At 69.8% G+C, this 23,557-nt stretch carries 18 protein-coding genes and 1 pseudogene; 11 read left to right on the top strand and 8 right to left on the bottom strand.

What is annotated here, in order from left to right:
* The first annotated feature begins 90 nt into the window (after positions 1-90).
* The 4 genes from QLQ12_RS39155 (at position 91) to QLQ12_RS39140 (ending at position 3,697) form a co-directional block, all read left to right on the top strand.
* The gene (locus QLQ12_RS39155; RefSeq protein WP_282766027.1) at positions 91-729 is read left to right on the top strand and encodes a hypothetical protein; all 639 of its coding nucleotides are present in this window, start codon (positions 91-93) and stop codon (positions 727-729) included.
* 103 nt (positions 730-832) lie between these two features.
* The gene (locus QLQ12_RS39150; RefSeq protein ID WP_282766025.1) at positions 833-1,831 is read left to right on the top strand and encodes an RNA polymerase subunit sigma-70; all 999 of its coding nucleotides are present in this window, start codon (positions 833-835) and stop codon (positions 1,829-1,831) included.
* 76 nt (positions 1,832-1,907) lie between these two features.
* Positions 1,908-2,867, top strand: a complete 960-nt coding sequence (locus QLQ12_RS39145; RefSeq protein WP_282766024.1) for a hypothetical protein — start codon at positions 1,908-1,910, stop codon at positions 2,865-2,867.
* 59 nt (positions 2,868-2,926) lie between these two features.
* Positions 2,927-3,697, top strand: a complete 771-nt coding sequence (locus QLQ12_RS39140; protein ID WP_282766023.1) for a class I SAM-dependent methyltransferase — start codon at positions 2,927-2,929, stop codon at positions 3,695-3,697.
* 48 nt (positions 3,698-3,745) lie between these two features.
* On the opposite strand, the gene QLQ12_RS39135 is transcribed toward QLQ12_RS39140, so the two are convergent.
* Positions 3,746-4,114: a winged helix-turn-helix transcriptional regulator gene (locus QLQ12_RS39135; protein ID WP_282766022.1), complete on the bottom strand. Its 369-nt coding sequence runs from the start codon at positions 4,112-4,114 to the stop codon at positions 3,746-3,748.
* 276 nt (positions 4,115-4,390) lie between these two features.
* Between QLQ12_RS39135 and QLQ12_RS39130 the strand changes: the two genes are divergently transcribed.
* A complete protein-coding gene (locus tag QLQ12_RS39130) occupies positions 4,391-6,952 on the top strand; it encodes an excinuclease ABC subunit UvrA (RefSeq protein WP_282766021.1) in 2,562 nt (853 codons plus the stop codon).
* A gap of 25 nt (positions 6,953-6,977) precedes the next feature.
* Here QLQ12_RS39130 and QLQ12_RS39125 read toward each other — a convergent pair whose 3' ends face one another.
* A complete protein-coding gene (locus QLQ12_RS39125; protein WP_282766020.1) occupies positions 6,978-7,373 on the bottom strand; it encodes a nuclear transport factor 2 family protein in 396 nt (131 codons plus the stop codon).
* A gap of 206 nt (positions 7,374-7,579) precedes the next feature.
* Between QLQ12_RS39125 and QLQ12_RS39120 the strand changes: the two genes are divergently transcribed.
* The gene (locus tag QLQ12_RS39120) at positions 7,580-8,257 is read left to right on the top strand and encodes a hypothetical protein (RefSeq protein WP_282766019.1); all 678 of its coding nucleotides are present in this window, start codon (positions 7,580-7,582) and stop codon (positions 8,255-8,257) included.
* A gap of 147 nt (positions 8,258-8,404) precedes the next feature.
* On the opposite strand, the gene QLQ12_RS39115 is transcribed toward QLQ12_RS39120, so the two are convergent.
* On the bottom strand, positions 8,405-9,799 hold the full coding sequence (locus tag QLQ12_RS39115) for a PQQ-binding-like beta-propeller repeat protein (protein ID WP_282766017.1): 1,395 nt from the start codon (positions 9,797-9,799) through the stop codon (positions 8,405-8,407).
* A gap of 201 nt (positions 9,800-10,000) precedes the next feature.
* Here QLQ12_RS39115 and QLQ12_RS39110 point away from each other — a divergent pair, with 201 nt between their 5' ends.
* The gene (locus QLQ12_RS39110; protein ID WP_282766016.1) at positions 10,001-10,621 is read left to right on the top strand and encodes a hypothetical protein; all 621 of its coding nucleotides are present in this window, start codon (positions 10,001-10,003) and stop codon (positions 10,619-10,621) included.
* A gap of 20 nt (positions 10,622-10,641) precedes the next feature.
* Here the strand turns inward: QLQ12_RS39110 and QLQ12_RS39105 are convergent, their stop codons facing one another.
* From QLQ12_RS39105 to QLQ12_RS39095, 3 genes are all read right to left on the bottom strand, one after another.
* Positions 10,642-11,826, bottom strand: coding sequence for an RCC1 domain-containing protein (locus tag QLQ12_RS39105; protein ID WP_282766015.1), 1,185 nt, complete (start codon positions 11,824-11,826; stop codon positions 10,642-10,644).
* A 77-nt stretch (positions 11,827-11,903) separates the two neighbouring features.
* Positions 11,904-14,006 carry an RCC1 domain-containing protein gene (locus QLQ12_RS39100; RefSeq protein WP_282766014.1) on the bottom strand — a complete coding sequence of 701 codons (2,103 nt, stop codon included), beginning with the start codon at positions 14,004-14,006 and terminating at the stop codon, positions 11,904-11,906.
* Between the two features lie 4 nt (positions 14,007-14,010).
* Positions 14,011-14,571, bottom strand: coding sequence for a hypothetical protein (locus QLQ12_RS39095; RefSeq protein ID WP_282766013.1), 561 nt, complete (start codon positions 14,569-14,571; stop codon positions 14,011-14,013).
* Positions 14,572-15,206: 635 nt separating this feature from the next.
* Between QLQ12_RS39095 and QLQ12_RS39090 the strand changes: the two genes are divergently transcribed.
* The 3 genes from QLQ12_RS39090 to QLQ12_RS39080 all read left to right on the top strand — a co-directional run bounded on the left by QLQ12_RS39090 (position 15,207) and on the right by QLQ12_RS39080 (position 18,194).
* Positions 15,207-15,992, top strand: a complete 786-nt coding sequence (locus QLQ12_RS39090; RefSeq protein ID WP_282766012.1) for a hypothetical protein — start codon at positions 15,207-15,209, stop codon at positions 15,990-15,992.
* Between the two features lie 124 nt (positions 15,993-16,116).
* Positions 16,117-17,598: an APC family permease gene (locus tag QLQ12_RS39085; RefSeq protein WP_282766011.1), complete on the top strand. Its 1,482-nt coding sequence runs from the start codon at positions 16,117-16,119 to the stop codon at positions 17,596-17,598.
* Entirely contained in the window at positions 17,595-18,194 is a 600-nt protein-coding gene (locus QLQ12_RS39080) for a GNAT family N-acetyltransferase (RefSeq protein ID WP_282766009.1), read from the top strand. Before QLQ12_RS39085 ends, QLQ12_RS39080 begins: the two co-directional genes overlap by 4 nt.
* Positions 18,195-18,288: 94 nt before the next feature.
* Here QLQ12_RS39080 and QLQ12_RS39075 read toward each other — a convergent pair whose 3' ends face one another.
* Entirely contained in the window at positions 18,289-21,528 is a 3,240-nt protein-coding gene (locus QLQ12_RS39075; RefSeq protein WP_282766007.1) for a tetratricopeptide repeat protein, read from the bottom strand.
* A complete protein-coding gene (locus tag QLQ12_RS39070) occupies positions 21,525-21,953 on the bottom strand; it encodes a hypothetical protein (protein ID WP_282766006.1) in 429 nt (142 codons plus the stop codon). The genes QLQ12_RS39075 and QLQ12_RS39070 overlap by 4 nt, the downstream gene beginning before the upstream one ends.
* A gap of 479 nt (positions 21,954-22,432) precedes the next feature.
* Here QLQ12_RS39070 and QLQ12_RS39065 point away from each other — a divergent pair.
* Positions 22,433-23,508: pseudogene (locus QLQ12_RS39065) on the top strand (glycoside hydrolase family 5 protein); the annotation flags it as partial.
* Positions 23,509-23,557: the final 49 nt, after the last annotated feature.

Below are 23,557 nucleotides of genomic sequence, written 5' to 3'. Positions count from 1 at the left end.
TCAACCGATTCGCGGATCGGGGAACCGGTTGCGCGCGGCCGTGACAATGATGTCGGAAGGCGAGCGCCGAAGATCCACAGGAGGAAGACAATGACCTTCGTGCTTGGCATCTACGATCTGTTCGCCTACGCCATTCCCGGCTTTCTCTACGTCTCCGTTCTGGGATTCGCGGCGGACCGGGCCGGCTGGGTCGCCATAGATCTGAAAGACCTCAAGGATGTTCCGTCGCTCCTGATCTTCGTCGCCGTCGCGATCGGCGCCTACCTCGTCGGGCATGTGACCTGGCCTCTCGGCCGATTCGTCGACAGGCTGTCCTACCGGCTGCGCCCTTGGCAGGATCCCAAGGAGATCTTTCTGGCCCGGGATCCCGACACCGAGAAGACGGGATACCTCCATCACAGCCGCTTCCTGTTGCAGGCTCGGGCCGAACTGGCCAACCGTGAGGTCGCCTCGGAGATCAGTCGCATGCGGGCGATCGGTTTGATGCTGCGAAACTGCACCATTCCCCTGGTGGCAGGAGCGACTTGCGCGGCGGCGGTCGCGGTATCCGGCGAAGACCGCGTGTTCGCCGCCTCGCTGTCCGTTCTGCTTCTGCTCGCCGCGGTCGGCGCAGCGGTTCACAGCCGGACGCTGGGACAGTGGGCGACGCTGAAAACCTATGAAATATCGTATTGGCAGTTCGAGGCCGGCGATTCCGGTGAAGGCCGGGAAACACCGGCCGGCGACTGACCGCCGCGCGCATCCGCGCCCATCATCCGACCCGAGTGATGAGTTGTCGCGCCCGCACCCGTCATACCTACGACGGGACACGACGAGACGGAAGGATGACGTGATGAGTGCGGATACGCGGCTGGGGGAGATGGGCGTGAACGGTCTGGGCGAGGTGGACGAGCCGGCGTTCTCCGGGCTGGCACAGCGGCACCGGCGGGAGCTGCACGTGCACTGCTACCGGATGCTCGGGTCGTTCGAGGACGCCGAGGACACCGTGCAGGAGACGTTCCTGCGGGCCTGGCGGCGGCGGGAGACCTTCGAGGGGCGGTCGACGTTCCGGGCCTGGCTGTACCGGATCGCCACCAACGCCTGCCTGGACCTGCTCGCCAAGTGCCGCCCGGAGCCGGCGACCGGTGGCGAGGTGCTGTGGCTGCAGCCGTACCCGGACCGGCTGCTCGACGAGCTGCCCGCGGGCGACGCGGACGAGCCGGAGGCCGTCGCCGTCGCGCGGGAGACGATCGAGCTGGCGTACCTGGTCGCGGTCCAGCACCTCGCGCCGCGCCCGCGGGCCGTGCTGATCCTGCGCGACGTGCTCGGCTGGCCGGCTAAGGACGTCGCGGAGCTCCTCGGTGACTCCGTCAACTCGGTGAACAGTGCGCTGCAGAGGGCCCGCGCCGGCATGCGGGAGCACCTGCCCGCCGAGCGGCAGGACTGGACCGGCGGCGAGGAGGACGCCGGGACGCGCGAGCTGGTACGCCGCTACACCGAGGCCGTCGTGGCCACGGACATCCCGGCGCTCGCCTCGATGGTGCGCGACGATGTCCGGTCCTCGATGCCGCCTACGCCGGGCCTGTACGTCGGCCACGACACGGTCGTGAAGTACTGGGCCGAGAGCGGCTTCGAAGGCATGACGGGCCTGCGCGGCGTCCCCACCTCGGTGAACCGCCAGCCTGCCATCGCCTTCTACCACTGGCGGGAGGAGGACGGCGCCTACCTGCCGCTGACGATCGACGTCCTGCGCGTCACCGGCGGAAAGATCGCCGAGATCATCACCTTCCACAACGACCGGTTCCCGCGGCTCGGGCTGCCGGAGCGCCTGCCGGCCGACGGCGCGGAATAGTCCCGGTGGCCCCCGCTCCTCAGCGTGCGCACAGACATCGCGTGTTTCGATGCCTTGGCGACACGGGAGGATCGACATGACAGTCACTATCGGACTCACGGAACCGCGGTGGGCGGGGGCCCGGCGCATCGCCGGGTACGGTGCCGCGGTCGCCATGGTGCCGTACCTTGTCGTCAAGATCGTCTGGACGATCGACGGCCTGCGCGGCGGCGGCCTGCGCGACGGCGCCTGGAGCAGGCTCGACTGGTCGCTGATCAACGGTTTGACCGTCGGCATGGCGGGAGCCGCCATCCTGCTGGGCCTGGCCCTCTGTCAGGAGTGGGGGATGCGGATCCCCGGCTGGGCGCTGCTGGGACCGGCCTGGATCGGAGCCGGTTTCCTGGTGCCGATGGTCCCGGTCCTGCCCGCGCTGCTGGCGGTCACACCCGCGGTGGAGGCCACGCCGGTGACACCCGTGCTGCCGGCCTGGGAACCGGCGCTGCTGTCCCTGTCGTTCGCCGGGTTCGGCCTGGGCGTGGCGATCGCCTTCCCGCTCTACGTGCGCCACCGCTGGCCGGACGCCTTCACCGGCCTTGTACCGGCCGCCGGTGCGACCCGCGCTGTGCAGCGGACCGTGGCGACGTTCGCCGTCACCGTCACCGCTGGCATCGGGCTGCCGCAGGTGTACTGGGCGCTTGGCGGCACTGCCGGCCTCAACCAGGCAACCCTCGGCAACCGTGACGGACAGTGGCACCTGCTCACCGGCAACAGTGGCCTGTGGGCCCTGATCGCCGCCTGGGGAGTGTGGGCGGTGACGCACCGGAGCGCCACGGCGGGTCAGCGGATCCCGCTGGTACTGAGCTGGGTGGCGTCCGGCTTCCTGTTCGCGTGGGGCACGTGGAAGGCGATCTTCGCCTTCGCCGTCGTCCCCGAGTTCCCGCCTCCGGAGCCGCTCTGGTCACTGGCGGCCGTCAACCACTTCGGCGCGCTTGCCGGGCTGGCGATCCTGCTCGTGGTGCTGACGACCACAGCGCGGGCTTCGGAGACGGCCCGCTGACCGGTCCGGAGGACGAAGAGCGACGGCCCGCTGATCACCACAGGTTCGAGGAGGACACCATGGCTCGCCCGGCTCCGCACATCGAGTTGAACGCCCGCACCGACGAGGCGATCGACGGCCGGCACCTTCGCGCGGTCGCTTTCACCAGCGTCCGGATGCGGTACGTCCAGGAACTCCTCGCCCGTCTCGGCGTCGCGCCGGCCGGCAAGCAGGCCCTGGTGATCGGCAGCGTCCGCGGCGACCTGGCTCGCGGATTGGCCACGCTGGGCCCGCGGGTGACCGCGGCGGACCCGTCCCCGGTCGCCACCGGCCGCGCTCGCGACCGCGACATCGGCGGGGGCGTGCGCTACGAGACCTCTGACGTGGACGATCTGGGACGTCTGGGCGGCCCGTTCGACCTGGTCTACTGTGCCGACACCCTGGAGATCAGCGACGACCTCGACCGAGTGATCAGCGCGGCCTCCGCCGTCGTGGCCCCCGGCGGCGTCCTCTTCTACGACACCGTCGCCCGCACCCCGCTGAGCAGAATCGTGTACCTCGGCCTCTTCCAAGGCCTGCCGGCCACCCGGATCATGCCGCCCGGACGGTACGCGGCACCACGCCTGCGCCCACCCGAAGAGGTGATCGACGCCCTGCACAGGCACGGCCTGACCAGCGAGGACGTCCGGGGCTTCAAGCCTGGCAACCCGGTCGATCTGGTGAAGGCGGTGTTCGCCCGCCGTAGCGGACGGATCTGCGACGACGACGTGGCCCCGATGGTGAACTTCGTGCTGGAGAAACCGGGCACCCGCCCGCTGGTGACCTACCTCGGCTGCGCCCGCCGGGCCTGACCCGCGGTGCCGGAGAGCCCGGACGACACCGGCCCGCCGCGCCGGCGGTCAGCGGCGGGTGTCGAACTCGTCGCGGGCGACGAGGACTTCCTCGATGTGGTTCTCCGCCCACGTCCCCAGCGCGCGCAACGGCCCGTGCAGCGTCTGACCCAGCGGCGTCAGCTCGTACTCGACCCGGGGCGGTATCTCCGCGTACGCGTGCCGTTTCACCAGGCCGTCGCGTTCCAGCACCCGCAGCGTCTCGGTGAGGACCTTGCCGCTGATCCCGTCGACTGCCGCCCGGAGGTCACCGAAACGGTGCTTGCCGTCGCCGAGCACGATCACGATCAACGCGGTCCACTTGTTGGCGATGTGGGTGAGCGACAGGCGCGACGGACACGTTCTCATCAGGACGTTCCAGTCCGGCTGCTGTGACATCAGGCGCACCCCTGCTAGTTCCACCGAAACCGGCGGTCTCTGATCGTAACGGTAGGCGTCCCGGCGGCACGGCGGTGCCGAGGGAGGGACAGCCGATGGATTTCGCTGATGGGATCCAGGTCACACCTGGCATTGGTTACGTTGAGGTAAATGGTCTCCCATCGAAACCATAGGCGCTGAGCAGCACGGACGACGAACGATGTCGCTGACGCTGAGCCGGCGCCACGGCGGTCGCTCGCGATGATGCCGTCGGGATCGCAGTCGAGGGAGTTGAGGATGACCGACCTCACGGGGGAGTCGCCGTCGGCGATCCGGGTGCGCGGTGCGAGGGTGCACAACCTGGCCGGCATCGACGTGGACGTGCCGCTGCGGCGGCTCGTGGCGGTGGCGGGCGTGTCCGGGTCGGGGAAGTCGTCGCTGGCGATGGGCGTGCTGTACGCGGAGGGGTCGCGCCGGTACATCGAGGCGTTGTCGACCTACACGCGCCGTCGCATGTCGCATGCCACGCGCGCCGCGGTGGACAGTGTTCGGCACATCCCGGCGGCGTTGGCCCTGCGGCAGCGACCGGCAGTGCCGGGGGTGCGGAGCACGTTCGGCACCTCCACCGAATTGCTCAACGTCCTGCGTGTGATGTTCTCCAGGCTCGGAGCGCATGTGTGCCCGAACGGGCACCGGCTGGCGCCGACGATCGACGTCGCCGCCAACCGGGACCTGACCTGCCCAGTGTGCGCGGCGGTGTTCTCGCCGCCGGGCGCGGAGTCGCTGGCGTTCAACTCCGACGGCGCGTGCCCGGCATGCACGGGGACCGGTGTCGTCCGGGAAGTCGACGACGCCGCGCTGGTTCCCGACCCGTCCCGGACCATCGAGGACGGAGCGGTGGCGCCGTGGTCGATGTTCGGGTTGACCGTCATGCCGCAGGTCGTCGCCGAGATGGGCGTACGCATCGACGTCCCGTACGCCGAACTCACCGGTGCGGAGCAGGAGGTGGTGATGCACGGCCCGGAGGAGAAGCGGCACATCGCGGTGCCCTCGAAGAACGGAAAGCTCTTCGAGCTGAACTTCACCTACCGCAATGCCCGCCTGGCCGTACGGGAAGCGCTGAACAACGCCACGAGTGAACGCGGCCTGAACCGGGTGAACAGGTTCATCAGCGCCCAGACGTGCCCGTCCTGCCACGGGACCCGGCTCAGCGAGCAGGCCCGCGCCACCCACGTGGCGGGGATCGGCCTCGCCGAGGTGACCGCGAAGACTCTCGATGAGGTCGTGATGTGGGCGGGGACGGTCGAACAGACGCTGCCGGCCGAGATGCGCCCGATGGCCCACACGATCGCCGCCCAGCTGACGGAGATGGCGCAACGGCTGGTCGAGCTGGGCCTGGGATATCTGAGTCTCGACCGGGCCGGCTCCACCCTGTCCACCGGCGAGCGGCAGCGGGTCCAGCTCGCTCGTGCGGTGCGCAACCAGACCACCGGCGTCCTCTACGTTCTCGACGAGCCGTCCATCGGCCTGCACCCGTCCAACGTCGCCGGGCTGATCGGCCTGATACGCGATCTGATGCGCGAGGGCAACTCCGTCGTCGTGGTCGACCATGACGTCCAGGTGCTCCGCGAAGCGGACTGGCTCATCGAGATCGGCCCCGGCTCCGGCAGCGAAGGCGGCACCGTGCTCGCCACCGGCACGGTCGCCGATCTGGGCGCGAACCCCGTCTCGCTCGTGGGAGGATTCCTGGCCGGGCGGGAACAGGTCGTCGTGCGTGACCGGACGGACCCGGCGAAGGTCTTCGGCCTCGGCGGCATCCACCTGGCCACGCGCCCGCTGCACACCGTGCACGCCCTGCGGGTGCAGGTTCCGAAGGGCCGGCTCACCGCGGTGACGGGCATGTCCGGGTCCGGCAAGACCACCCTGGTCCTCGACAGCCTGGTCCCTGCCGTGCGAGCCAAGATCTCGGGTACGGCGGCGCCGGATCATGTGGTCACGCTGGAGGCGCCCGGTATCGAACGGGTGAACGCGGTCGACGCGACACCGATCGGCACGAACGTGCGCTCCACGGTGGCGACCTACAGCGGGATCCTGGACGACCTGCGCCGCGTGTACGCCGCCACCGAGGCGGCGCGTGAGCGGGGGCTGAACGCGTCCGACTTCTCCTACAACACCGGCTCGTTGCGCTGCCCGCGTTGTGAGGGCACCGGTCAGATCTCCCTCGATGTCCAGTTCCTTCCCGACGTCGACATCCCCTGCCCCGACTGCGCGGGCACGCGGTACGCGCCGGACGCTCACGACGTCCGCCGCACCGTCCCGGCCGGCGCCGAGGGGATCTCGCTGCCGGGGCTGCTCGCGTGCACGGTCCGGGAGGCGATCGAGGCGGTGGCGGATCTGCCACGCGTACGAAAGAAGCTTCAATCGCTCGTCGATCTCGGTCTTGGGTATCTCACCCTCGGCGAGGACACGCCGGCGCTCTCCGGCGGTGAGGCGCAGCGGCTGAAGCTCGCGACCGAGCTGAACCGGAACCAGTCCGACGCGCTGTTCGTCCTGGACGAGCCGAGTGTCGGACTGCATCCGCTGGACACCCGCGTGCTCCTCGGGGTGATCGATCGCCTCGTCGCCAAGGGCGCCACCGTTATCGTCATCGAGCACGACCTCGACATGATCGCCAACGCCGACCACGTCATCGACATGGGTCCCGGCGGCGGGACCGCGGGGGGAAGAATCGTCGCCGCCGGCACGCCGCAGCAGATCGCCCGTGATCCCGGCAGCGTCACGGGGTGGTTCGTCCACGACCATCTGAACCTCACCGGCGAGCACCGGCCGCCGAGCCCGATGGCCGGCGGCGGCCGGTGACGACGACGTGGTCAGGGATCCGCGGTCAGCCGACGCCCCAGAAGGCGTCCTCATCCTCCTGGACGGAGGAGAACAGCCACACCTCCGCGATCTTCTCGCCCTCGACCCTGAGCACGTCGACACCGTCCATCGACATCTCGGCGCCGGCGCGCTTGGCGCTGAAGTGGACCGGGAAGGCGCACACGTCGCCGTTGACCATGGGAGCGCCGGTCACCGCGAGTTTGAAGGTGCCTTCGCTGAGCGTCATGGTGGAACCCAGCAGCCCGCCCACCGCGGCGCCGCCGCGGTAGGTGCCGGAGATCCGGTTGCCGCCGGGCTGGTGCCACACGATGTCATCGGCGAACATGCTCGCGACCGTAGCGAAGTCGCCGGCGTTCAGTGCGTCGACGTAGCGGGTGGCGACGGAGCGGGTGTCGGTCATCGAGATTCCCCTTAGTTCCAAGCTTCTTCCTGGTGACGACCTATAGTCACTAAAAGTGACCAGTTACCTCAACGTAACTAAAAGAAGGAGTGGCTCAGGTCACATGTGGCGCGGCGCGTACGCCGATCGGGTGCAGGTCGGAGTCGTCGCGGACGAAGCGCACACCGTGGCGTTAGATGCCCGATCGTCCTGGTTACGGTTGTTCAGTGCAATCCGACATCGAGGAACGGAATGTGGTGGCTCGTGTCGTCAGGTGGCACGCGAAGCTCGACACCGCCGCCAAGATCACGCTCTGGCTGGGCCTCGGGGCCCTGCTGATCGGCGGCTTGGCGTTGATCCGCGATCTCTCCGACTTCACGGTCGATATCGGCGAAACGGCGACCCGGGTCACTCCGACCGTGGGGCCGACGGGGTCATCGGGTCCAGACGCCTCTTCGCCGGCTCCGGCGGCCGGGACCCCGTTGCCCGGCTACGCCGCGGGACGCCCCGGGGTGTTGTTCCCGGTGCTCAACCCCGCGGCCAGCCCGCCACAGGTGAATTTCAATCCCCACAACTGGTCATATACCGACAACGACGATCACGGCATGACCATCGAATGCCGGCACTCCAGTCACCAGGGCGGCTGCACACCGAACGATCGGCCCGTCTTCTACCTGGATCCGGTGGAGCCCGGCGCGAAGATCGCCGAGGCCACCGGGACGACGCATTCGTGTGCCGTCAGCGCGTACGACTCACGTGCCATTCCGGTACAGGCCGGCAAGACCTACTGCGTCAAGGGAAACGACTGGGTGCTGGTCGTCAGAGTGGTCACTCTCCCCACCAAGGTGGTCGAGGGCGACACCGTGGTCCCCGAACTGCACGCGCAGCTCTGGACACAGCCCTGAGCCCGTCTGCTGCTCGTCCCGCCGCAGATCGTGGCACAGGTGCCTGCTGATGACCACGGGCATGGCCGTGGCCGACATCCGATGAACGGCAGGCCACAGCATCATCCGGCGACTTCCGGGCGCACATCGCGCCGGCCCTTTCTCCGCTCAGCCGTCGAGCGCGATGCCCCGGTAGCCGTCCGGTGTCGCCACCACGGCGTAGCCGTTCGCGACCGCGCCGACTGCCCGGGACGCGCCCGGGGCGGGCTGTCCCGAGCCGGCCGGTTTTCCGTCGGCGCCGCAGGTGGTGGTGGTGGCGGTGCTGCCGCCGACCCGGTCGAACCGCTCGTGGGAGTCCTGTGGAGTGTGGCCCTCGTGGGAGAAGAAGCGGGCCTGTGACAGGCACCAGAACACCGAGGTCTCTGCGGGCACGGTGACCGTCCCGTCGGTCAGGTCGATCATCCGGCTGCCGCCGGCCAGTTCGGCGACGACCGTGTGGTCGCCGGCCACCGCCGCACGCCTCAGCTGCCCGACCAGCTGCTCGGACCGGCCGGCCGGCACCGACCAGCGGGTCTGCCCGGTGCGCGGGTCGAACCCCTCCAGCGCCACGTCCAGGCCCTCGAACGTGCTGGCCGGGGGCTCGACGACGAAGTGCCCCCGGCCGCGGACCCGGCACCGGACCGGATCGGCACGCAGCGGGATGTTCTCGGCGCAGCCGATGATGGTGCCGGGCGACCGCCACAACACCGCCCCGGTGCGCTCGTCGAGCCCGGCGCTCGCGCTCTGTGCTCCCAGGTCGATGTCGACGGTGGTGGCCGTCCGCTTGACGGGCCCGAACACCGAGCCCGCGAACACGCCATCCGCCGGGAAGTGCTGCCAGGTCCAGCCGTTGTCGGTGCTGAACCCGGCCGGGAAGGCGTCCGTCACCGACCGCTGCCACCGGATCGCCCCGTCTCGGATCAGGGCGATGCGCTCGTCCGGGCGGCCGCCCAGATCGTGCAGGCCTGAATCGCTGATCGAACGGGCGGCCGGAAGGGCTACGTCGTACGGCGTGAAGGAGCCGGTCGCGACGTCGAGCCGGTACCCGCGCCTGGTCCCGCCCGTGTGCGGGTTTGCCATGGCGCAGGCCGCCCGGTCACCGAAACAGGACTCCGGCACACTGCGGAAGATCGCCGGCTGACTGCTCTGCTCCACCCGCCCGGTGGCGGCGTCGACGATCACCATCCTCGCCCAGTGCGGCCCGCGCTCCGGCCGTGGCTCCAGGAAGGCCACGTTGTCACCGACCCGGAACGGCAGGATCTCGATGCCGGCCGTCTGCCTGCTGGGGGTGATCTCCCGCTCCCAGATCACCGTGCCGTCTCCGGGCCGGAGGCCGCGGGCGTAGAGGCGCCTGTCCCGGACCAGATAGCCGACCACCACCGCGCCCACCGCGATCGGCTGCCCGATCGGCTGCACCCCTCTGGTGACCCAGTCGGCTCTGGCCGTGGAAGCCGCGGCGGCGTTGCCGGCGTCGGCGACGCTCAGGAGAGTGGTGGTCAGGAGAGCGGCGGCGAGGGCGCGCATGAGGGTTCGCTTCCGTTCGATGGTGCCTCGGCTGAACCCCTCGCAGTATAGGGACCAAAGAGATGAAAGTGTCCTGAATCGGTCTCCTGTCAGGCGGCACGAGCCCGCACCGCCGAAGGCGAGAGGGCGGCGCGACGGCCTCGCGGAACCGTCTTCGTGAAGGGCTGACGGTGCGGAACGGTGCCGCCTATCGTCGGAGAAATGCGAAAAGTCATCGTTCTGCCGGTCGCCGCGGCCATGGTCGCCGTGCTGGGGGCGCCGGCCGGGGCCGGGCCGCCCGGCCCCGAGCAGCTCCGGAAGAAGATGCTCACCGCCGGTGATCTGCCACCGGGATCCATCGTCAGCCAGGACACGACCGGCACCAAGGATTTCGACTACTACATCCCGTGCACCGAGGGTGAGGTGCTGGACGAGTACCGTCCCGTGCCCACGGTGGTGCGGACCCTCGAAACCGGCCACATGGTGATCCGCGTCGAGCTCGGCGGCCCGGGCCTCCAGGCGGCCCAGGAGTTCGTCCAGAGCCTCGCCGACATGCCGACCGTGTGCCCGGACTGGTCCGACGCGATGATGGAGGACGAACATCATCACTCCCGCCTGCCGCTTCCCGCGCTCGGCGACGCCTCGGCCGCGATGGTGACCGTCGTCGACGGCGCGATCACTGATGAGGGCGAGCGGGTTCCACCGGAACGCGTCCTGAGGGCCGCGGTCGCGGTCGGCGACCTGGCCGCCCACTTCGAGATGGGGGCGAGCGACAAGGCCGACGACGCCCGCTTCGTCGAGTTCGTCATCGCTGGGGCGAAGAGACTCGCCCAGGCCGGATAGCGAACGGTCCCGGCGCCGCCTCACTCTCCCGGCGCGATCACCGCCACCGGCGTCGGCTGATTCGCGACGCTGCTGTTGCCCAACCTGCCGTGGTAACCGTAGCCCCAGCAGTAGGTCTTGGTGTCGTCGCCCAGCGCGCACGTGTGCACGTCGCCGGCGGCGAGGCGAGTGAAGGTCACGCCCGCGGGGGTGTCCACCGCCACCGGCCTCGACTGGATCGCGTCGCTGCTGTTGCCCAACCTGCCGTGGTAGCCGTCGCCCCAGCAATACGTCCTGGCGTCGCCGCCCAGCCCACACGTGTGCGCCTCGCCGGCGGCGAGGCGAGTGAAGGTCACCCCGACGGGGACGTCCACCGCCACCGGCTTCAACCGGTTCGCGGTGCCGCCGTCGCCCAAGGCGCCGGAAGCGCCCTCGCCCCAGCAGTAGGCCTTGGTGTCGTTGCCCAGCCCGCACGTGTGCGCGTCGCCTGCGGTGAGGTGAACGAAGACCATCCCGGCGGGGGCGTGCACCGCCACCGGCGTCGAGCGGTACGCGACGACGTTGTCGATGCCCAGAAGACCGTAGGCGCCTCGTCCCCAGCAGTACGCCTTGCCGTCGCGGGCCACCCCGCACGTGTGGTGACCTCCGGCGGTGAGCTGGGTGAAGGCCACTCCGGTGGGGGCGTGCACCGCTACCGGTTTCGACTGGTCCGCGACGCCGCTGTTACCCAACCGGCCGTAGTCACCTCGTCCCCAGCAGTAGGCCTTGCCGTCGCGGGCCAGTCCGCACGTGTGGTCGTCCCCGGCGGTGAGCTGGGTGAAGGCCACTCCGGTGGGGGCGTGCACCGCTACCGGTCTCACCTGGTCCGCGACGCCGCTGTCGCCCAACCGGCCCTTGTCGCCCTGTCCCCAGCAGTAGGCCTTGCCGTCGCGGGCCAGCCCGCACGTGTGGTCGCCTCCCGCGGTGAGGTGAGTGAAGGCCACTCCGGCAGGAGCGTCCACCGCCACCGGATGCGCCCGGTCCGAAGTCCCGCCGTTGCCCAGCTGACCGTAACCGCCATAGCCCCAGCAGTAGGCTTTGGCGTCGCGGGCCAGCCCGCACGTGTGGGAGCCACCGGCGGTCAAGGGGGCCGCGGAGTCGTCAGATGGCTCCGCCGCGGCCGGCCCGGCCATCATCGCCGCCAGCATCGTCAGTGGCCCGATCAGCGCCATCGTTGTTGTCCGCACGTGACAGACACGATCACGGTCCCACCAGCGCCGGTCGGCATCCTAAAATGTTTCACCTATGTGGGGGACGGGCCGTCTTACGCCGCCGGCGCCGGAATCCGGCGGCGCACCGGCAGGGTGACCCCCAGTTGCATGTTCGAGTTCGAGCCCCAGCACCACAGACTGTGATCGGTGCGGATGCCGCAGGTGTACATGCCGCCTGCCACCACGGTCAGCCAGCCGCTGTCCCCTCGGACCCGGACCGGCTGTCTCCGGGGTGGCTCCGGCCACTCCGTCACGGTGCCGTCGCCCAGTTCTCCCTGGCTGTTCGAGCCCCAGCACCATGCGCTCGCATCGGTCCGGACGCCGCAGGTATGGAACGAACCTATCGTGACGTCCGCCCAATTCGACGCGGCGTCGACGCGCACCGGCACGGTGACGTCGACCGCGGAGCCGGCGGCGAGCCGACCGTAGTCGTTGTTGCCCCAGCACCGCAGACCCCGGTCCAGGCCGACGGCGCAGGTGATCTCCGAGCCCGCCGCGATCGCGATACCGACGCCGCCCGTGCCGAGCTGGCCGTGGTTGTTGGAGCCCCAGCACGACAGGGCCCCCGCGATGTCACGGCCACAGTGGTGAGTGCTGCCGAGCGACACGCTCGCCCACTTCGTGTTCAGGTCACCGCGTGCTTTCACCGGCTTGCGCACGCCACCGGTCTTCGAGGGATCCTCCCAGCACCAGAGGGTCGCGTCGGTATGCAGCCCGCAGCCCGACCCCCACCCGCCGCCGAGGCTGACACTCGCCCAGGTGGTGGCGGTGCCGATACGCCCGGGCCGGAGCGGACCGCCCGGCTCGCCGGCGTGCTCGCCCCAGCACCACAACGTTCCCTCCTGGCGGATGCCGCACGTGGTCTGCCCGTCGACCGCGACCGACTTCCAGCGGCCGCGGCCGGTGACCCGCACCGGTGCTGCCCGGTCGGTCTTCGTGCCGTCGCCGATCTGGCCGTGCTCGTTGTCGCCCCAGCACCACAGGAACCCGTCGGTGCGGATCCCGCACGTGGTCTCTCCACCGGCCGCGACCGATGTCCAGCTCCCGCCGCCGGCCACCCGTACCGGCTCGGCACTGCGCAGGTCCGAGTTCCTGGTGCCGTCGCCGAGCTGGCCGTCAGCGTTCCAGCCCCAGCAGAACAGCTCTCCGGCGTTGGTCACGGCGCAGATGTGGCTGTCCGCTGCGGCGATGGCCTTCGAGGTCAGGTCGGTGTTGACACGTACCGGCACTCGCGAGTCGAACGGGGTGCCGGTGCCGAGCTGGTGGCGATAGCCGCTGCCCCAGCACCAGGTCTGCCCACCGGTGGTCAGACCGCAGGTGTGGTTCGTGCCGGTCGACACCGACGACCACAGGCTTCCCTCGCCCACCCGAGTCGGCGCGTCGCGGCCGGCGGTGGTGCCGTCGCCCACCTGGCCGTACTCGTTGTGGCCCCAGCACCAGGCCGCGCCGTCGCCGTCCACGGCACAGACGTGTTGTCCGCCCACACTGACGGTGCGCCAGGACGACGCCGACCCGACCTGGGCGGGCGACTTCCGGCCGCCTCCCCAGCACCAGAGCGTGCCAGTGGTACGGACGCCGCAGCTCTGCTGCGAGACGCTGACGGCGGCCCAGCCGGCATCGGTCCCGATCCGGACCGGGGTTCTCCGCTCGGTGGTCGTCCCGTCGCCCACCTCTCCCGAATAGTTGGTGCCCCAGCACCACAGGGCGCCATCGGTGCGGGTGGCGCACGTGGTGTAGTCCCCGGCGCTCACCGTCGCCCAGGTCCTCTCCTCACCGATCTGCTCCGGAGTTGTGCCCATGAACGCATGACCCCAGCACCACAGCGTGCCATCGGTACGGATTCCGCAGATGTAACCGGATCCCACGGAGACCGTGGCCCACGACCCGCCTCCGGAGACCCGGGTCGGCGTGGCACGATGCTCGCCCGTGCCGTCACCGAGCCCGCCCCACCCCCAGCACCACAGTGATCGGTCACTGCGGATGGCGCAGGTCCGCCCGTCGCCGGCGTCGACCGCCGACCATGTGGTGGCGTCGGCGGCCACCGGCGTGCCGCGCGCCGGCGGGGCGGCCATCGCGGACAGGCACAGCGCCGCGGCCGCCAGAACCACCGCCCGCGAGAATCCGGTCCGCCGTGCCTCGTCGCGCCCTGCCGACATCGAGCTAGACATTGTCCTTGAGGTACACCTCGAAGTCGTAACCGCAGAGAAGCCTGATGTCCGAAAGGTTTTCATAAAGCCACTCGCCGGTGTCGGGGTCGACGACCTTGACGCCCAGGACACCGACGGGTCGTGAGACGAGCATGTCCGCGGGGTCATGCTGATCGGGAAGGTAGAGGTAGCCTTCTGTTGCTCTCTTGCTGGGGGTGAGAGCGCCGGAATAGTAGAAGGACTTTCCGCGGAGTTCTTCGTAGTCTGCGTAGTCGTCCCAGCGCCCTAATCCGAGCCGAACGAAAACCTTGTAGTCACCGCTGTAATGGAGCTTGAGGTAGGCCTGGTTGGAGCGGCATCGCGCATCCGCGTTGCCGTTCTGCCTGCCTTTCGAGGTCCAGGTCACCTCATATGGCTCTTCTTCCATGATCGAGGAGGCCGGCTGCGCTGGGGCGGCGTTGCCGGCCGCTGCCGGCGACGGCCCTGGCGCCAAAAGAGCCAGGAGCGCCACGAAACTGGCGGCGGCGGTCCTGCCGGTCCAGTTGTGCCTACGTCCTGTGGTTATGGACGGCATAATCTACGTCTCCATTCTCGAAATGCGATGGTCGCCCGGCGGGATGTCCGTCGCCGTGTGAACGGGCGTTGCAAGTTTCGATCACAAAATTCAGGGTCGTGTTCCCGGTCGATCGGTGTGAGTCCAGCACCGGGGTCTCAGCGCCGCAGCCGTTTGGCCTTGGCATGGCTGTTCGACTGACCGGCTGTCCCCTGAAAGTATGAGAACGGGTGGGCGTCACGCTCCGCGTCAGGGCGCCGGCTCAGTCCGGCGGTCAGCCGGGGGTCTCGCCGTCACGCGGGTGAGTCAGGAGAGTGCGCGCCTGCCGGTGTGCCCCCGGAGGCCGGGGCCCCGCTTGACCGGTCGGCGGCGCCAGTCAGTTCAAAGGGCCAAGACGCACGCTTATGCCCCAAGGCGGGGTCTTATTTACATGCATGACATAGACCCATATTGCAGTCTCCAGTGGACAGACGCTAGAGTTACGCGGCGTCGCGAAGAGACTTCCGAACGTTACTTATCGTAGTCGCATCTGGTCATCAGTTCGATACGCAACGACCGGAGGCACTATGCCTGACCTCGGTGAGTCGCGCTAGCGACCTCGCACCGGCCGTAGCGCCCATCACCTACTCACCGCGCACAGGGATTCGAGAGAACACATGCTGCTGGGAAGCCAACCGATCGCCAACGATCTCTGGCTGGCCATCCGAGACCAGCTGACGAAGATGCCGGTGGTGAGTTCGTGGCTGGAGGGCCTGGGTCTGGGCACGGCGCTGCTGGCCGAGCTGATCACCGCGGATCCGGCCTGGATGCGGATCCACGATGGCGAGGCCTTTCTGAACCCCCACGCCCCGTGGGGCGATATCGACTCCACCCTCTACGAGCTCGCCTGGGTGATCGGGGACGAGCGCAAGAAGCTGGCGCTGATGGGCCGGCCCGACAGCGGAGTCGATGTTCGGGATCTCCTGCGGTTTCTCGCCGGCACCGACGACGAGATCGTTCCCCGGGCGGCGACGATGCTGGAGGGGCAGCTCGACCAGCGTGGCAACTACGTGCGGCGGACGATCGGTGAGCAGGAGCACGCCGACAACAACCGCGTCGTGGACAAGGGACGCCTCGCTCTCGGTAACCCGCCACTGGCCGTACCCGTGAAGGTGAAGCTCGGCTTGTGGAAGACGGCATTCAGGCACATGCCGCTGAACCCGAACCACACCGGCCTGCCCAGCGCGAACGTCAACCGGGCGATCCGGCGTGGAGAGCCGCTCACGCCGCAGGAGATCCTGCTCATCGCGCTGTTCGACCTGATCGACATCACCCGCCGGGCGGGCACGGTGGGCGTCGAGTACTGGCCCTCCCGTGAGCAGTGTCAGAGCTTCTTGCCGCCCCAGCTGAACGAGTTGCTGGAACTCGCGGATGAAGTCAAGGACGCCAGAGTCGTGAGGTAAGCGGTTTCCCCGTACCGCTTCTCCTCCAGCGGTGCAGGTTGCGGGATCTGCGCCGTGCAATTCCCCCCTCATCCGCTCCGTGAAGGAGAACTTGGTGCCATCCACAACCGTGCCTCAAAGCCGGATGTCCACTGCCCTCGCCAGAGATCGCATCGGGTGGAAGACCATCGGCCTGACCGTCATCAGCGCCGTAGCGCCGTTGACCGTCGCCGCCGGCATCATCACCCTCGCATTCGGGGTGACGGGGAAGGCCGGCATCGCGATCGGCCTCATCGTCATCGGCCTGCTGCTGATGGTCTTCTCCGACGGCTTCCTGGGCGTGGCGGGCCGGATTCGCAACGCCGGCGCCGCCTACAGCTTCGCCGCGCAGGCCTTGAGCAAGCCCGTCGCGGTCGGCGTCGCGCTGATGGCGCTGCTCGCGTACGGCTTCTTCGCGACCGGTGGCTACGGCGGGCTCGGCGGCACCGCGGCGCCGGTGCTCTCCGAGTGGTTCGGCTTCAACGTGCCATGGGTGGCCGTCGCCCTCGTCGCCTGGGCCTTCGTCGCCTTCCTCGGGATGATCGACTTCAGTGCCTCCCAGAAGGTCCTCGCCGTCCTCGTCGGGCTGGAGACCCTCCTCGTGGTGGTCTTCGACGCCGCGCTGGTCTCCAGCCCCGGGTTCGAGTGGTCGTTCGAGCCGCTGGCCCTGAGCAGCCTGTGGGGCGAGAACTTCGGCATCATCGCCGTGATCGCCTTCACCTGCTTCGCCGGGCTGGAGCTGACCGCCTCCTTCGCCGAGGAGGCACGCGACGCCGCCCGCGCCGTTCGCCTGGCCACCTTCTCCGCGCTCGGCGTGGCCGTCCTGCTGTACGCGTTCACCGCCGTGGCGATCTTCTCGGCCGCCAGTTCCGTCGCCGGCTCCGACGTCTACCAGCGCGCTCTGGAGGAAGGGCCGTTGATGTTCTTCGGCCTGGCCGCCGAGCAGTTGGGACCGTGGGCCGTCAACGCGGGCTTCCTGCTGTTCGGTACGAGCGTGCTCGCGGCGAACATCGCCTTCCACTCCCTGCTCGCCCGGTACGGGTACGCGCTCGGCCGTGAGAGTGTGCTCCCGCAGGTCTTCGGCCGCACCGTCGGCGGAGCCCCCCGCAACTCCTCGATCCTCCAGTCGGCGATCGGCTTGGTCACGATCCTCGTCTTCGCCGTCGGCGGCTGGGACCCGATGACCGAGTACTTCTTCGTGTTCGGCACCTCCGGCGGTCTGGGCGTGGCCCTGCTGATCACGATCATGACGCTCTCGGTCATCGGCTTCTTCCAGCGCCATCCGAGCGGTGAGCCGCTGTGGCGCCGTGTCCTCCTCCCGGTGGTGGCCCTGGTCTTCCTCCTGATCATCACCTACCTGATGATCACCAACCTGCCGGGCCTGTACGGCACGGACGGCTGGACCGGCCCGTCGGTGCTGGTGCCCGCCGCGTACGCCGCGCTCTTCGTCATCGGGGTGGTCTGGGGTCTGGTGCTTCGGAAGCGTCGCCCCGACGTGTACCGGGGGATCGGCCTGGGGACCGCCTCGGCGGTTCCGGCCGCACCGGGTGGCACCCAGAGCCAGACGCGAGTGGGTGCCGGCCGATGACCACTCCCACGATCCGGATCGCCGACGGCGACGACGTACCGGCGATCGGCGCGCTGATCGCCCACTCCTTCGATGATCTGGGACCGAATCACTTCCTGGTGCCCGACGCCGTCAACCGCGAGGCCATCATGGCGTCCTACTTCGCCATCCTCGCCGGGCAGGCCGTCGACGGCGGCGGCGAAGTGCTGATGCTGGAGGACGCCGGCGCGCCGCGTGCCGTAGCGGTGTGGTTCGACCGCAGCGGGGAGCCCGCCCCCTTCGACGACTACGATCGGTTGCTGGAGAAGGCGGTCGGTCCTTACCTGCCGCGCTTCCGGGAACTGGATGGGCTGCTCGACAAGCACCACCCGGCCGAACCACACGCCCACCTCGCCTTCCTGGCCGTGCAGCCGGGTTATCAGGGCCGTGGATTCGGCGGTCGGCTGCTTGCGCACGCCCACAGCCGGTTCCAGGGTTCGCCCTGGTTCCTGGAGGCCACCAACCCGCGAAACCGCGCTCTCTACCTGAGGCACGGTTACGTGGACATGGAGCCGGCGACGATCCTGCTCAGCGACGGGACGCCGTTCTACCTCATGTGGCGGTCGGCCGACAGCTGAAAGCATCGAGAATCCTGAGAAGGGATGCGTGCCGTACGGGGCACGCATCCCTTTTCACGATGCGTCAGCCCGTGCCGGGCTGACCGTCGGTCGCCTAGTCGAGTCGCCGGCGCAGGTCGGTCGCCTCCTCGGCCCGGCCGAGTCCGTCGAGGACATCAGCGCGTGTCCGGTACGCCGCGACCAGGCGCTCGGCGAACACATGCGGCCGCCGCCGCACGAGGGGCTGATAGAGGCCGATGGCCTCGTCGACCGATTCCAGGGCCTCGGCAAGGTTGGCGTTCCCGTTCATGCACACCCGCCCGTATGCCCACAACGACGTAGCGAGGTGGGGTAGGTGGGCGTCGGGGTTGGTCTCGGCCAGCCGGCGGTAGATGCGGGTGGCTTCCTCGACTGAAGTCAGGGCTTGTTCGGGCCGCCCCAGTTCGGAGAAGCGGTTGCCGAGGTTGTTCAACGACATGGCGACGTCGGGCAGATGGGCGTCGGGGTTGGTCTCGGCCAGCCGGCGGTAGATGCGGGTGGCTTCCTCGGCCGGGGACAGGGCTTGTTCGGGCCGCCCCGCCTCGGACAGGCAGTTGCCGAGGTTGTTCAACGCCCCGGCGAGGTGGGGCAGGTAGGCGTCCGGGTTGGCTCGGGCCAGCCGGCGCCGGATCGTGACGGATTCCTCGGCCGGGACCAATGCCTGTTCCGGCCGCCTTGATGCCGACAGGCGGTTGCCGAGGTTGTTCAACGCCCCGGCGAGGTAGGGCAGGTAGGCGTCCGGGTTGGCCTCGGCCAGCCCGCGGTAGACGCGGGTGGCTTCCTCCGCCATGGCCAGGGCTTGTTCGGGCCGTCCCACCTCCGACAGGCGGACGCTGACGTTGATCAACGTCATGGCGAGGTCGGGCAGGTGGGCGTCCGGGTCGGCCTCGGCGAGCCGGCGCTGGATGGCCACCCCGGCCACGGCCGGCGCGAGGGCCTCCTCTTGGCGCCCCACCTCGGACAGGCGGATGCCGAGGTTGTTCAACGACATGGCGAGGTGGGACAGGTAGGCGTCGGGGTTGGTCTCGGCCAGCCGGCGGTAGATACGGGTGGCCTCTTCGGTCAAGGCGAGGGCCTGCTCCGGGCGGCCCACGTCCGACAGGAACTTGCCGAGGTTGTTCAACGCCCCGGCGAGGTCGGGCAGGTAGGCGTCCGGGTTGGCCTCGGCGAGCCGGCGCCGGATGGTCACCGCGGCCTCGGCCGGAGCCAGGGCCTGCTCCCGCTGCCCCACGTCCGACAGGCGAATGCCGAGGTTGTTCAACGACATGGCGAGGTCGGGCAGGTAAGCCTCGAGGTTGGTCTCGGCCAGACGGCGGTAGATGTTCGCGGCCTCCCGCGTCGAGGACAGTGCCCTCTCCCGCTGTCCCACCTCCGCCAGGAAGGTGCCGAGGTTGTTCAACGCCCCGGCGAGGTCGGGCAGGTAGGCGTCCGGATCGGTCTCGGCCAGACCGCGGTGGATGCGGGTGGCCTCCTCGGCCGGGGCGAGGGCCTGCTCCGGCCGTCCCAATCCCGACAGCACCATGCCGAGGTTGCTCAGCGACGTGCCGAGGTCGCGCAGGTAGGCGTCGGGATCGGTCTCGGCCAGACGGCGGTAGACGCTCGCGGCCTCCTGCGCCGGGGCCAGGGCCTCCTGGCGCCGGCCGGTGTTGGCCAACCGAAGTGCGAGGTGGCCCGAGTGCCGGGCGTGCCGTTCGGGACTGTCGTCGCTGTGGTCGAGCAGGTGCCGGGCCAGGACGGCGGCGGCCGGGTCGAGGTCCAGGGAGCGTTCGGGCAGGAGCCGGTAGATGGTTTCGGCGAGGGCGGGGCTGGTGTACGCGACGACGGCGGTCAGGGCGACGCCGCCGGCGTGGACGGCCACGGCGGGGTCGGTGGTCAGCAGGGTGTGCAGCCAGTCTCTGACGTGCTGGTTCCGGCCGGCCGCGGCGCCCAGGAAGATCAGAATCCGGCTGGTGTGTCCGGGTGGTCGCCGCTCGGGGGTGCGGGCGGTCAGCGGGCCGGGCGTGTGGGTCAGGGTGCCGTCCGGGTTACGGCGGGTGGTGACCAGTGTGGTCGCGGCCCATGAATCGGTGTGCCCGCTGCGGGGGACCGGCTCCCCGGCGGGACTGGCGGGCAGGCTCAACGCGATGAAGTCCTCGGCGAGCCGGTCCGGGTACATCGGTTCCAGCACGGTCCCGGCGCCGGTGGGCGGGTAGCAGCGGTCGTGGGCGTCGAGCAGTTTCTGCCCTGCCGGGCGGGCGGCGAGCCCGGTGAGTTCGAGCAGCCTGATCCCGTCATCGGGTGGTTGCGATCCGGTCAGGCACGCCAGCAGCACGGTACGCGCCGCGGCGCGCACCACGTCCGGGGCGGTGCCGTGCAGCCGGGCCCAGTACGACCGCTCCCGGTCCAGCAGATAACGCGACACGTCCCCGGCCGACTTCGGCGGGACGGTATTGCGGGTGTAGGCGTCGACGGCCGCCAGCGCCGCCATGTGCACCCCGAGGGTGATCCCGTACACGCTGTCGTCGCCCAGATCGCCCGGCGGGTTCCACTGTCCGGGCCAGCCCGGCGCGGGCATGTCGGGCCGGTAGATCTGGGTGAACCGCTCGCAGGCCGTCTCGAACAGCCAGCGCCGGCCCGGCACGTCCTCGGCCAGCGGCGACAACGGTCGTGGCTGGCCGTCACCGCCGGCGGTGAAGCCGCGCCGGTGCAACTCGGCCGCGACCGTGGGCCACCAGTCGACGGAACGGGCCAGTAACAACACCCGCACCTTCGGCGCCCACTGCCGGCAGTCGGACAGAAACCGCAGTAGATCATGCAACGGCCACCGCTCCGCGTAGTCCACCAGCAGCAGCAACGGCCGCCGGGAACCCGGCAGCCACCGCCGCTGCCGCGGGAGCGGTCTCGCATCGGCGTCACCGGGGTCGGCGTCCTGGTGGGTGGCCACTCCGACGCGCCATCCGGCGGCGGCGCTCCGGCGCCCCAGTTGCCGGCCGAGGCGGGTCTTGCCCTGCCCTCCCGGGGCATGCCACGCCCACACGCCGCGCGCGGCCGGAGCGTCTTGCCACTGCCGCAGCTCGCTCAGCTCGGCCGCCCGGCCGGTGAACGCGATCGTCTGCCGCTGCGCGGTCAGCAGCACGCTCGGCTGCTGCCGCGCCCGGGTCAGCTCGGCCAGCCCGGCCGGTTCCGGGTCCACGAACTTCCGTACCGCGAACGCCGGCGCGCCCGCATAGTCGATATGGATGTCCCGGCCGGCCACATACGCGGTCCCGCCGGTCCGCACGCTCTGCTGAAACCCGCCGCCGGCATCGTCGTCCGGCGGCTCGGGCACCGTGGTCACCGCGGGTCCGGGCCCTGCTCGACATGCAGGTCGCGGCCGGCCACGTTCGCGTCCTGGCCGGCCTGCACGTCCTGGTGAACCGGGCCACGAGCGGCCGGATCAGAGCCCCGCAGGCTCCGGCGGCGACCAACGCGGAGGTCCCCGGCAGCCACGACCGCGGTGCCGCCGGACCGTACCCTCTGCCGGACCTCACCGCCGGGGGCCGGACCCGCCGACCCGGCCCCACGCCGGGCCACGACCACTCCGTACACCGCGATCGGCACACCGAGCACCGCCACCACCGCGGCGACCACACCGGCCACCTGGTCAGCCGTGCTCAACTGATCCGCCGACAGCTGGGCCACCGCCACCCACACCCCGCCGGCAACCGCCAGTAACCCCGCGACCAACCATCCCAGCCACTTGATCCCGCCGCCCCGAGCCATACCCGCATCATGGACCGCACCGTCCACCCACGACCACCCACAACGCGGGCATCGAGGCGGTTTCGGACTCCGCACGCGCCTCATGAACAGCCGCGAAGACCGCCCCGCCCCACCGGGCCCCTATTCGGTGCGAGATCGCGTCGCTGCCCCTTGCCTGTCACTCGTCCATATATGTGGACGGCTCTTGACCAGGTGTCAGCAACCTCTCTAATATCGACCACCATCAGTCAGTAAGCCTTATTAACTAATCCCCGGGACAGACATGAAACGACCCAGAATCCGCGGGCAGACCGCCATCCTCGCCGCCGCCGGCCTGGTGGGGGCGGGGCTCACGGTCTTCGTCACCGGTGCGGACGCCGCGGCGACCACCTACGAGGCCGAGTCCGCCGCCATCACGGCCGGGCTCATCGAGTCGAACCACGCCGGGTTCTCCGGCGCTGGATTCGTCAACACCGACAACGCGATCGGCAGCGCCGTGCAATGGTCCCCCCAGGCCGTCGCGGGCGACGCCACCCTGCGATTCCGCTTCGCCAACGGCACCACCGCCAACCGGCCGATGCGGATCACCGTCAACGGAACCGTGGTCGACGGCGCCACGCCGCCATCCGGCAACGGCACCCCGGTCGGCGTCAACGGCCGGCTGCGGGTCTGCGGGACCAAACTCTGCAACCAGTTCGGCAAACAGATCCAGCTTCGCGGCATGAGCACACACGGCCTGCAGTGGTACCCGCAGTGCGTCAACGCCGCCTCCCTGGACGCCCTCGCCCGTGACTGGCGGGCCGACCACCTGCGCCTGTCGATGTACATCCAGGAGGGTGGTTACGAGACCGACCCGCGCCTGTTCACCGACCGGATGCACAGCCTGATCGAGCAGGTCAGCGCCCGCGGCATGTACGTCATCGTGGACTGGCACCAGCTCACCCCGGGCGACCCCCACCACAACCTGGCGCGCGCGAAGACGTTCTTCGCCGAGATCGCGCGGCGCCACGGCGACAAGCCCAACATTCTGTACGACGTGGCGAACGAGCCCAACGGCACGGCGTGGTCGCGGATCAAGACCTACCACGAGGCGATCATCCCGACCATCCGCGCGGCCGACCCGGACTCGGTCATCCTGCTCGGCACCCACGGCTGGGGTTCGCTCGGTGTCTCCGACGGCGGCAGCGAGACCGACGTCATCAACAATCCGGTCAACGCCACCAACATCATGTACACGTTCCACTTCTACGCCGGCTCGCACGGCGCCGAGTACCTGAACACGCTGTCGCGCGCCGCCGACCGGATCCCGGTGTTCGTCACCGAGTTCGGCACTCAGGAGGCGTCCGGTGACGGGCCGAACAACTTCACCCGGACGCAGCGGTACCTGAATCTGATGGCGAGTAAGAAGATCAGCTGGACCAACTGGAACTACTCCGACGACAGCCGGTCGGGTGCGGTCTTCACCCCCGGCACCTGCCCGGGCGGCCCGTTCGCCGGCACGTCCCGGCTGAAACCGGCGGGGGTCTGGATCCGCGACCGCATCAAGAACCCGGCGGACGACTTCCCGGCGTCCTGACCGGTCGCTAGCCCAACCGCTTTCCCCGCCTCGGCCGCCGACCGAGGCG

Source organism: Actinoplanes sandaracinus (assembly GCF_030009775.1).
Classification (GTDB): Bacteria; Actinomycetota; Actinomycetes; order Mycobacteriales; family Micromonosporaceae; genus Actinoplanes; species Actinoplanes sandaracinus.
The sequence above is the reverse complement of the archived record's forward strand: the minus strand, read 5'-3'. Positions and strand labels throughout refer to the sequence as shown.

What these genes read in the sequence shown, in the direction of transcription:
- QLQ12_RS39130 (WP_282766021.1), top strand. Translation starts at nt 4,391, where the DNA reads ATGACCGACCTCACGGGGGAGTCGCCGTCGGCGATCCGGGTGCGCGGT.
- QLQ12_RS39140 (WP_282766023.1), top strand. Translation starts at nt 2,927, where the DNA reads ATGGCTCGCCCGGCTCCGCACATCGAGTTGAACGCCCGCACCGACGAG.
- QLQ12_RS39070 (WP_282766006.1), bottom strand. Translation starts at nt 21,953, where the DNA reads ATGGCTCGGGGCGGCGGGATCAAGTGGCTGGGATGGTTGGTCGCGGGG.
- QLQ12_RS39100 (WP_282766014.1), bottom strand. Translation starts at nt 14,006, where the DNA reads ATGTCGGCAGGGCGCGACGAGGCACGGCGGACCGGATTCTCGCGGGCG.
- QLQ12_RS39125 (WP_282766020.1), bottom strand. Translation starts at nt 7,373, where the DNA reads ATGACCGACACCCGCTCCGTCGCCACCCGCTACGTCGACGCACTGAAC.
- QLQ12_RS39135 (WP_282766022.1), bottom strand. Translation starts at nt 4,114, where the DNA reads ATGTCACAGCAGCCGGACTGGAACGTCCTGATGAGAACGTGTCCGTCG.
- QLQ12_RS39085 (WP_282766011.1), top strand. Translation starts at nt 16,117, where the DNA reads ATGTCCACTGCCCTCGCCAGAGATCGCATCGGGTGGAAGACCATCGGC.
- QLQ12_RS39090 (WP_282766012.1), top strand. Translation starts at nt 15,207, where the DNA reads ATGCTGCTGGGAAGCCAACCGATCGCCAACGATCTCTGGCTGGCCATC.
- QLQ12_RS39145 (WP_282766024.1), top strand. Translation starts at nt 1,908, where the DNA reads ATGACAGTCACTATCGGACTCACGGAACCGCGGTGGGCGGGGGCCCGG.
- QLQ12_RS39115 (WP_282766017.1), bottom strand. Translation starts at nt 9,799, where the DNA reads ATGCGCGCCCTCGCCGCCGCTCTCCTGACCACCACTCTCCTGAGCGTC.
- QLQ12_RS39110 (WP_282766016.1), top strand. Translation starts at nt 10,001, where the DNA reads ATGCGAAAAGTCATCGTTCTGCCGGTCGCCGCGGCCATGGTCGCCGTG.
- QLQ12_RS39155 (WP_282766027.1), top strand. Translation starts at nt 91, where the DNA reads ATGACCTTCGTGCTTGGCATCTACGATCTGTTCGCCTACGCCATTCCC.
- QLQ12_RS39150 (WP_282766025.1), top strand. Translation starts at nt 833, where the DNA reads ATGAGTGCGGATACGCGGCTGGGGGAGATGGGCGTGAACGGTCTGGGC.
- QLQ12_RS39095 (WP_282766013.1), bottom strand. Translation starts at nt 14,571, where the DNA reads ATGCCGTCCATAACCACAGGACGTAGGCACAACTGGACCGGCAGGACC.
- QLQ12_RS39080 (WP_282766009.1), top strand. Translation starts at nt 17,595, where the DNA reads ATGACCACTCCCACGATCCGGATCGCCGACGGCGACGACGTACCGGCG.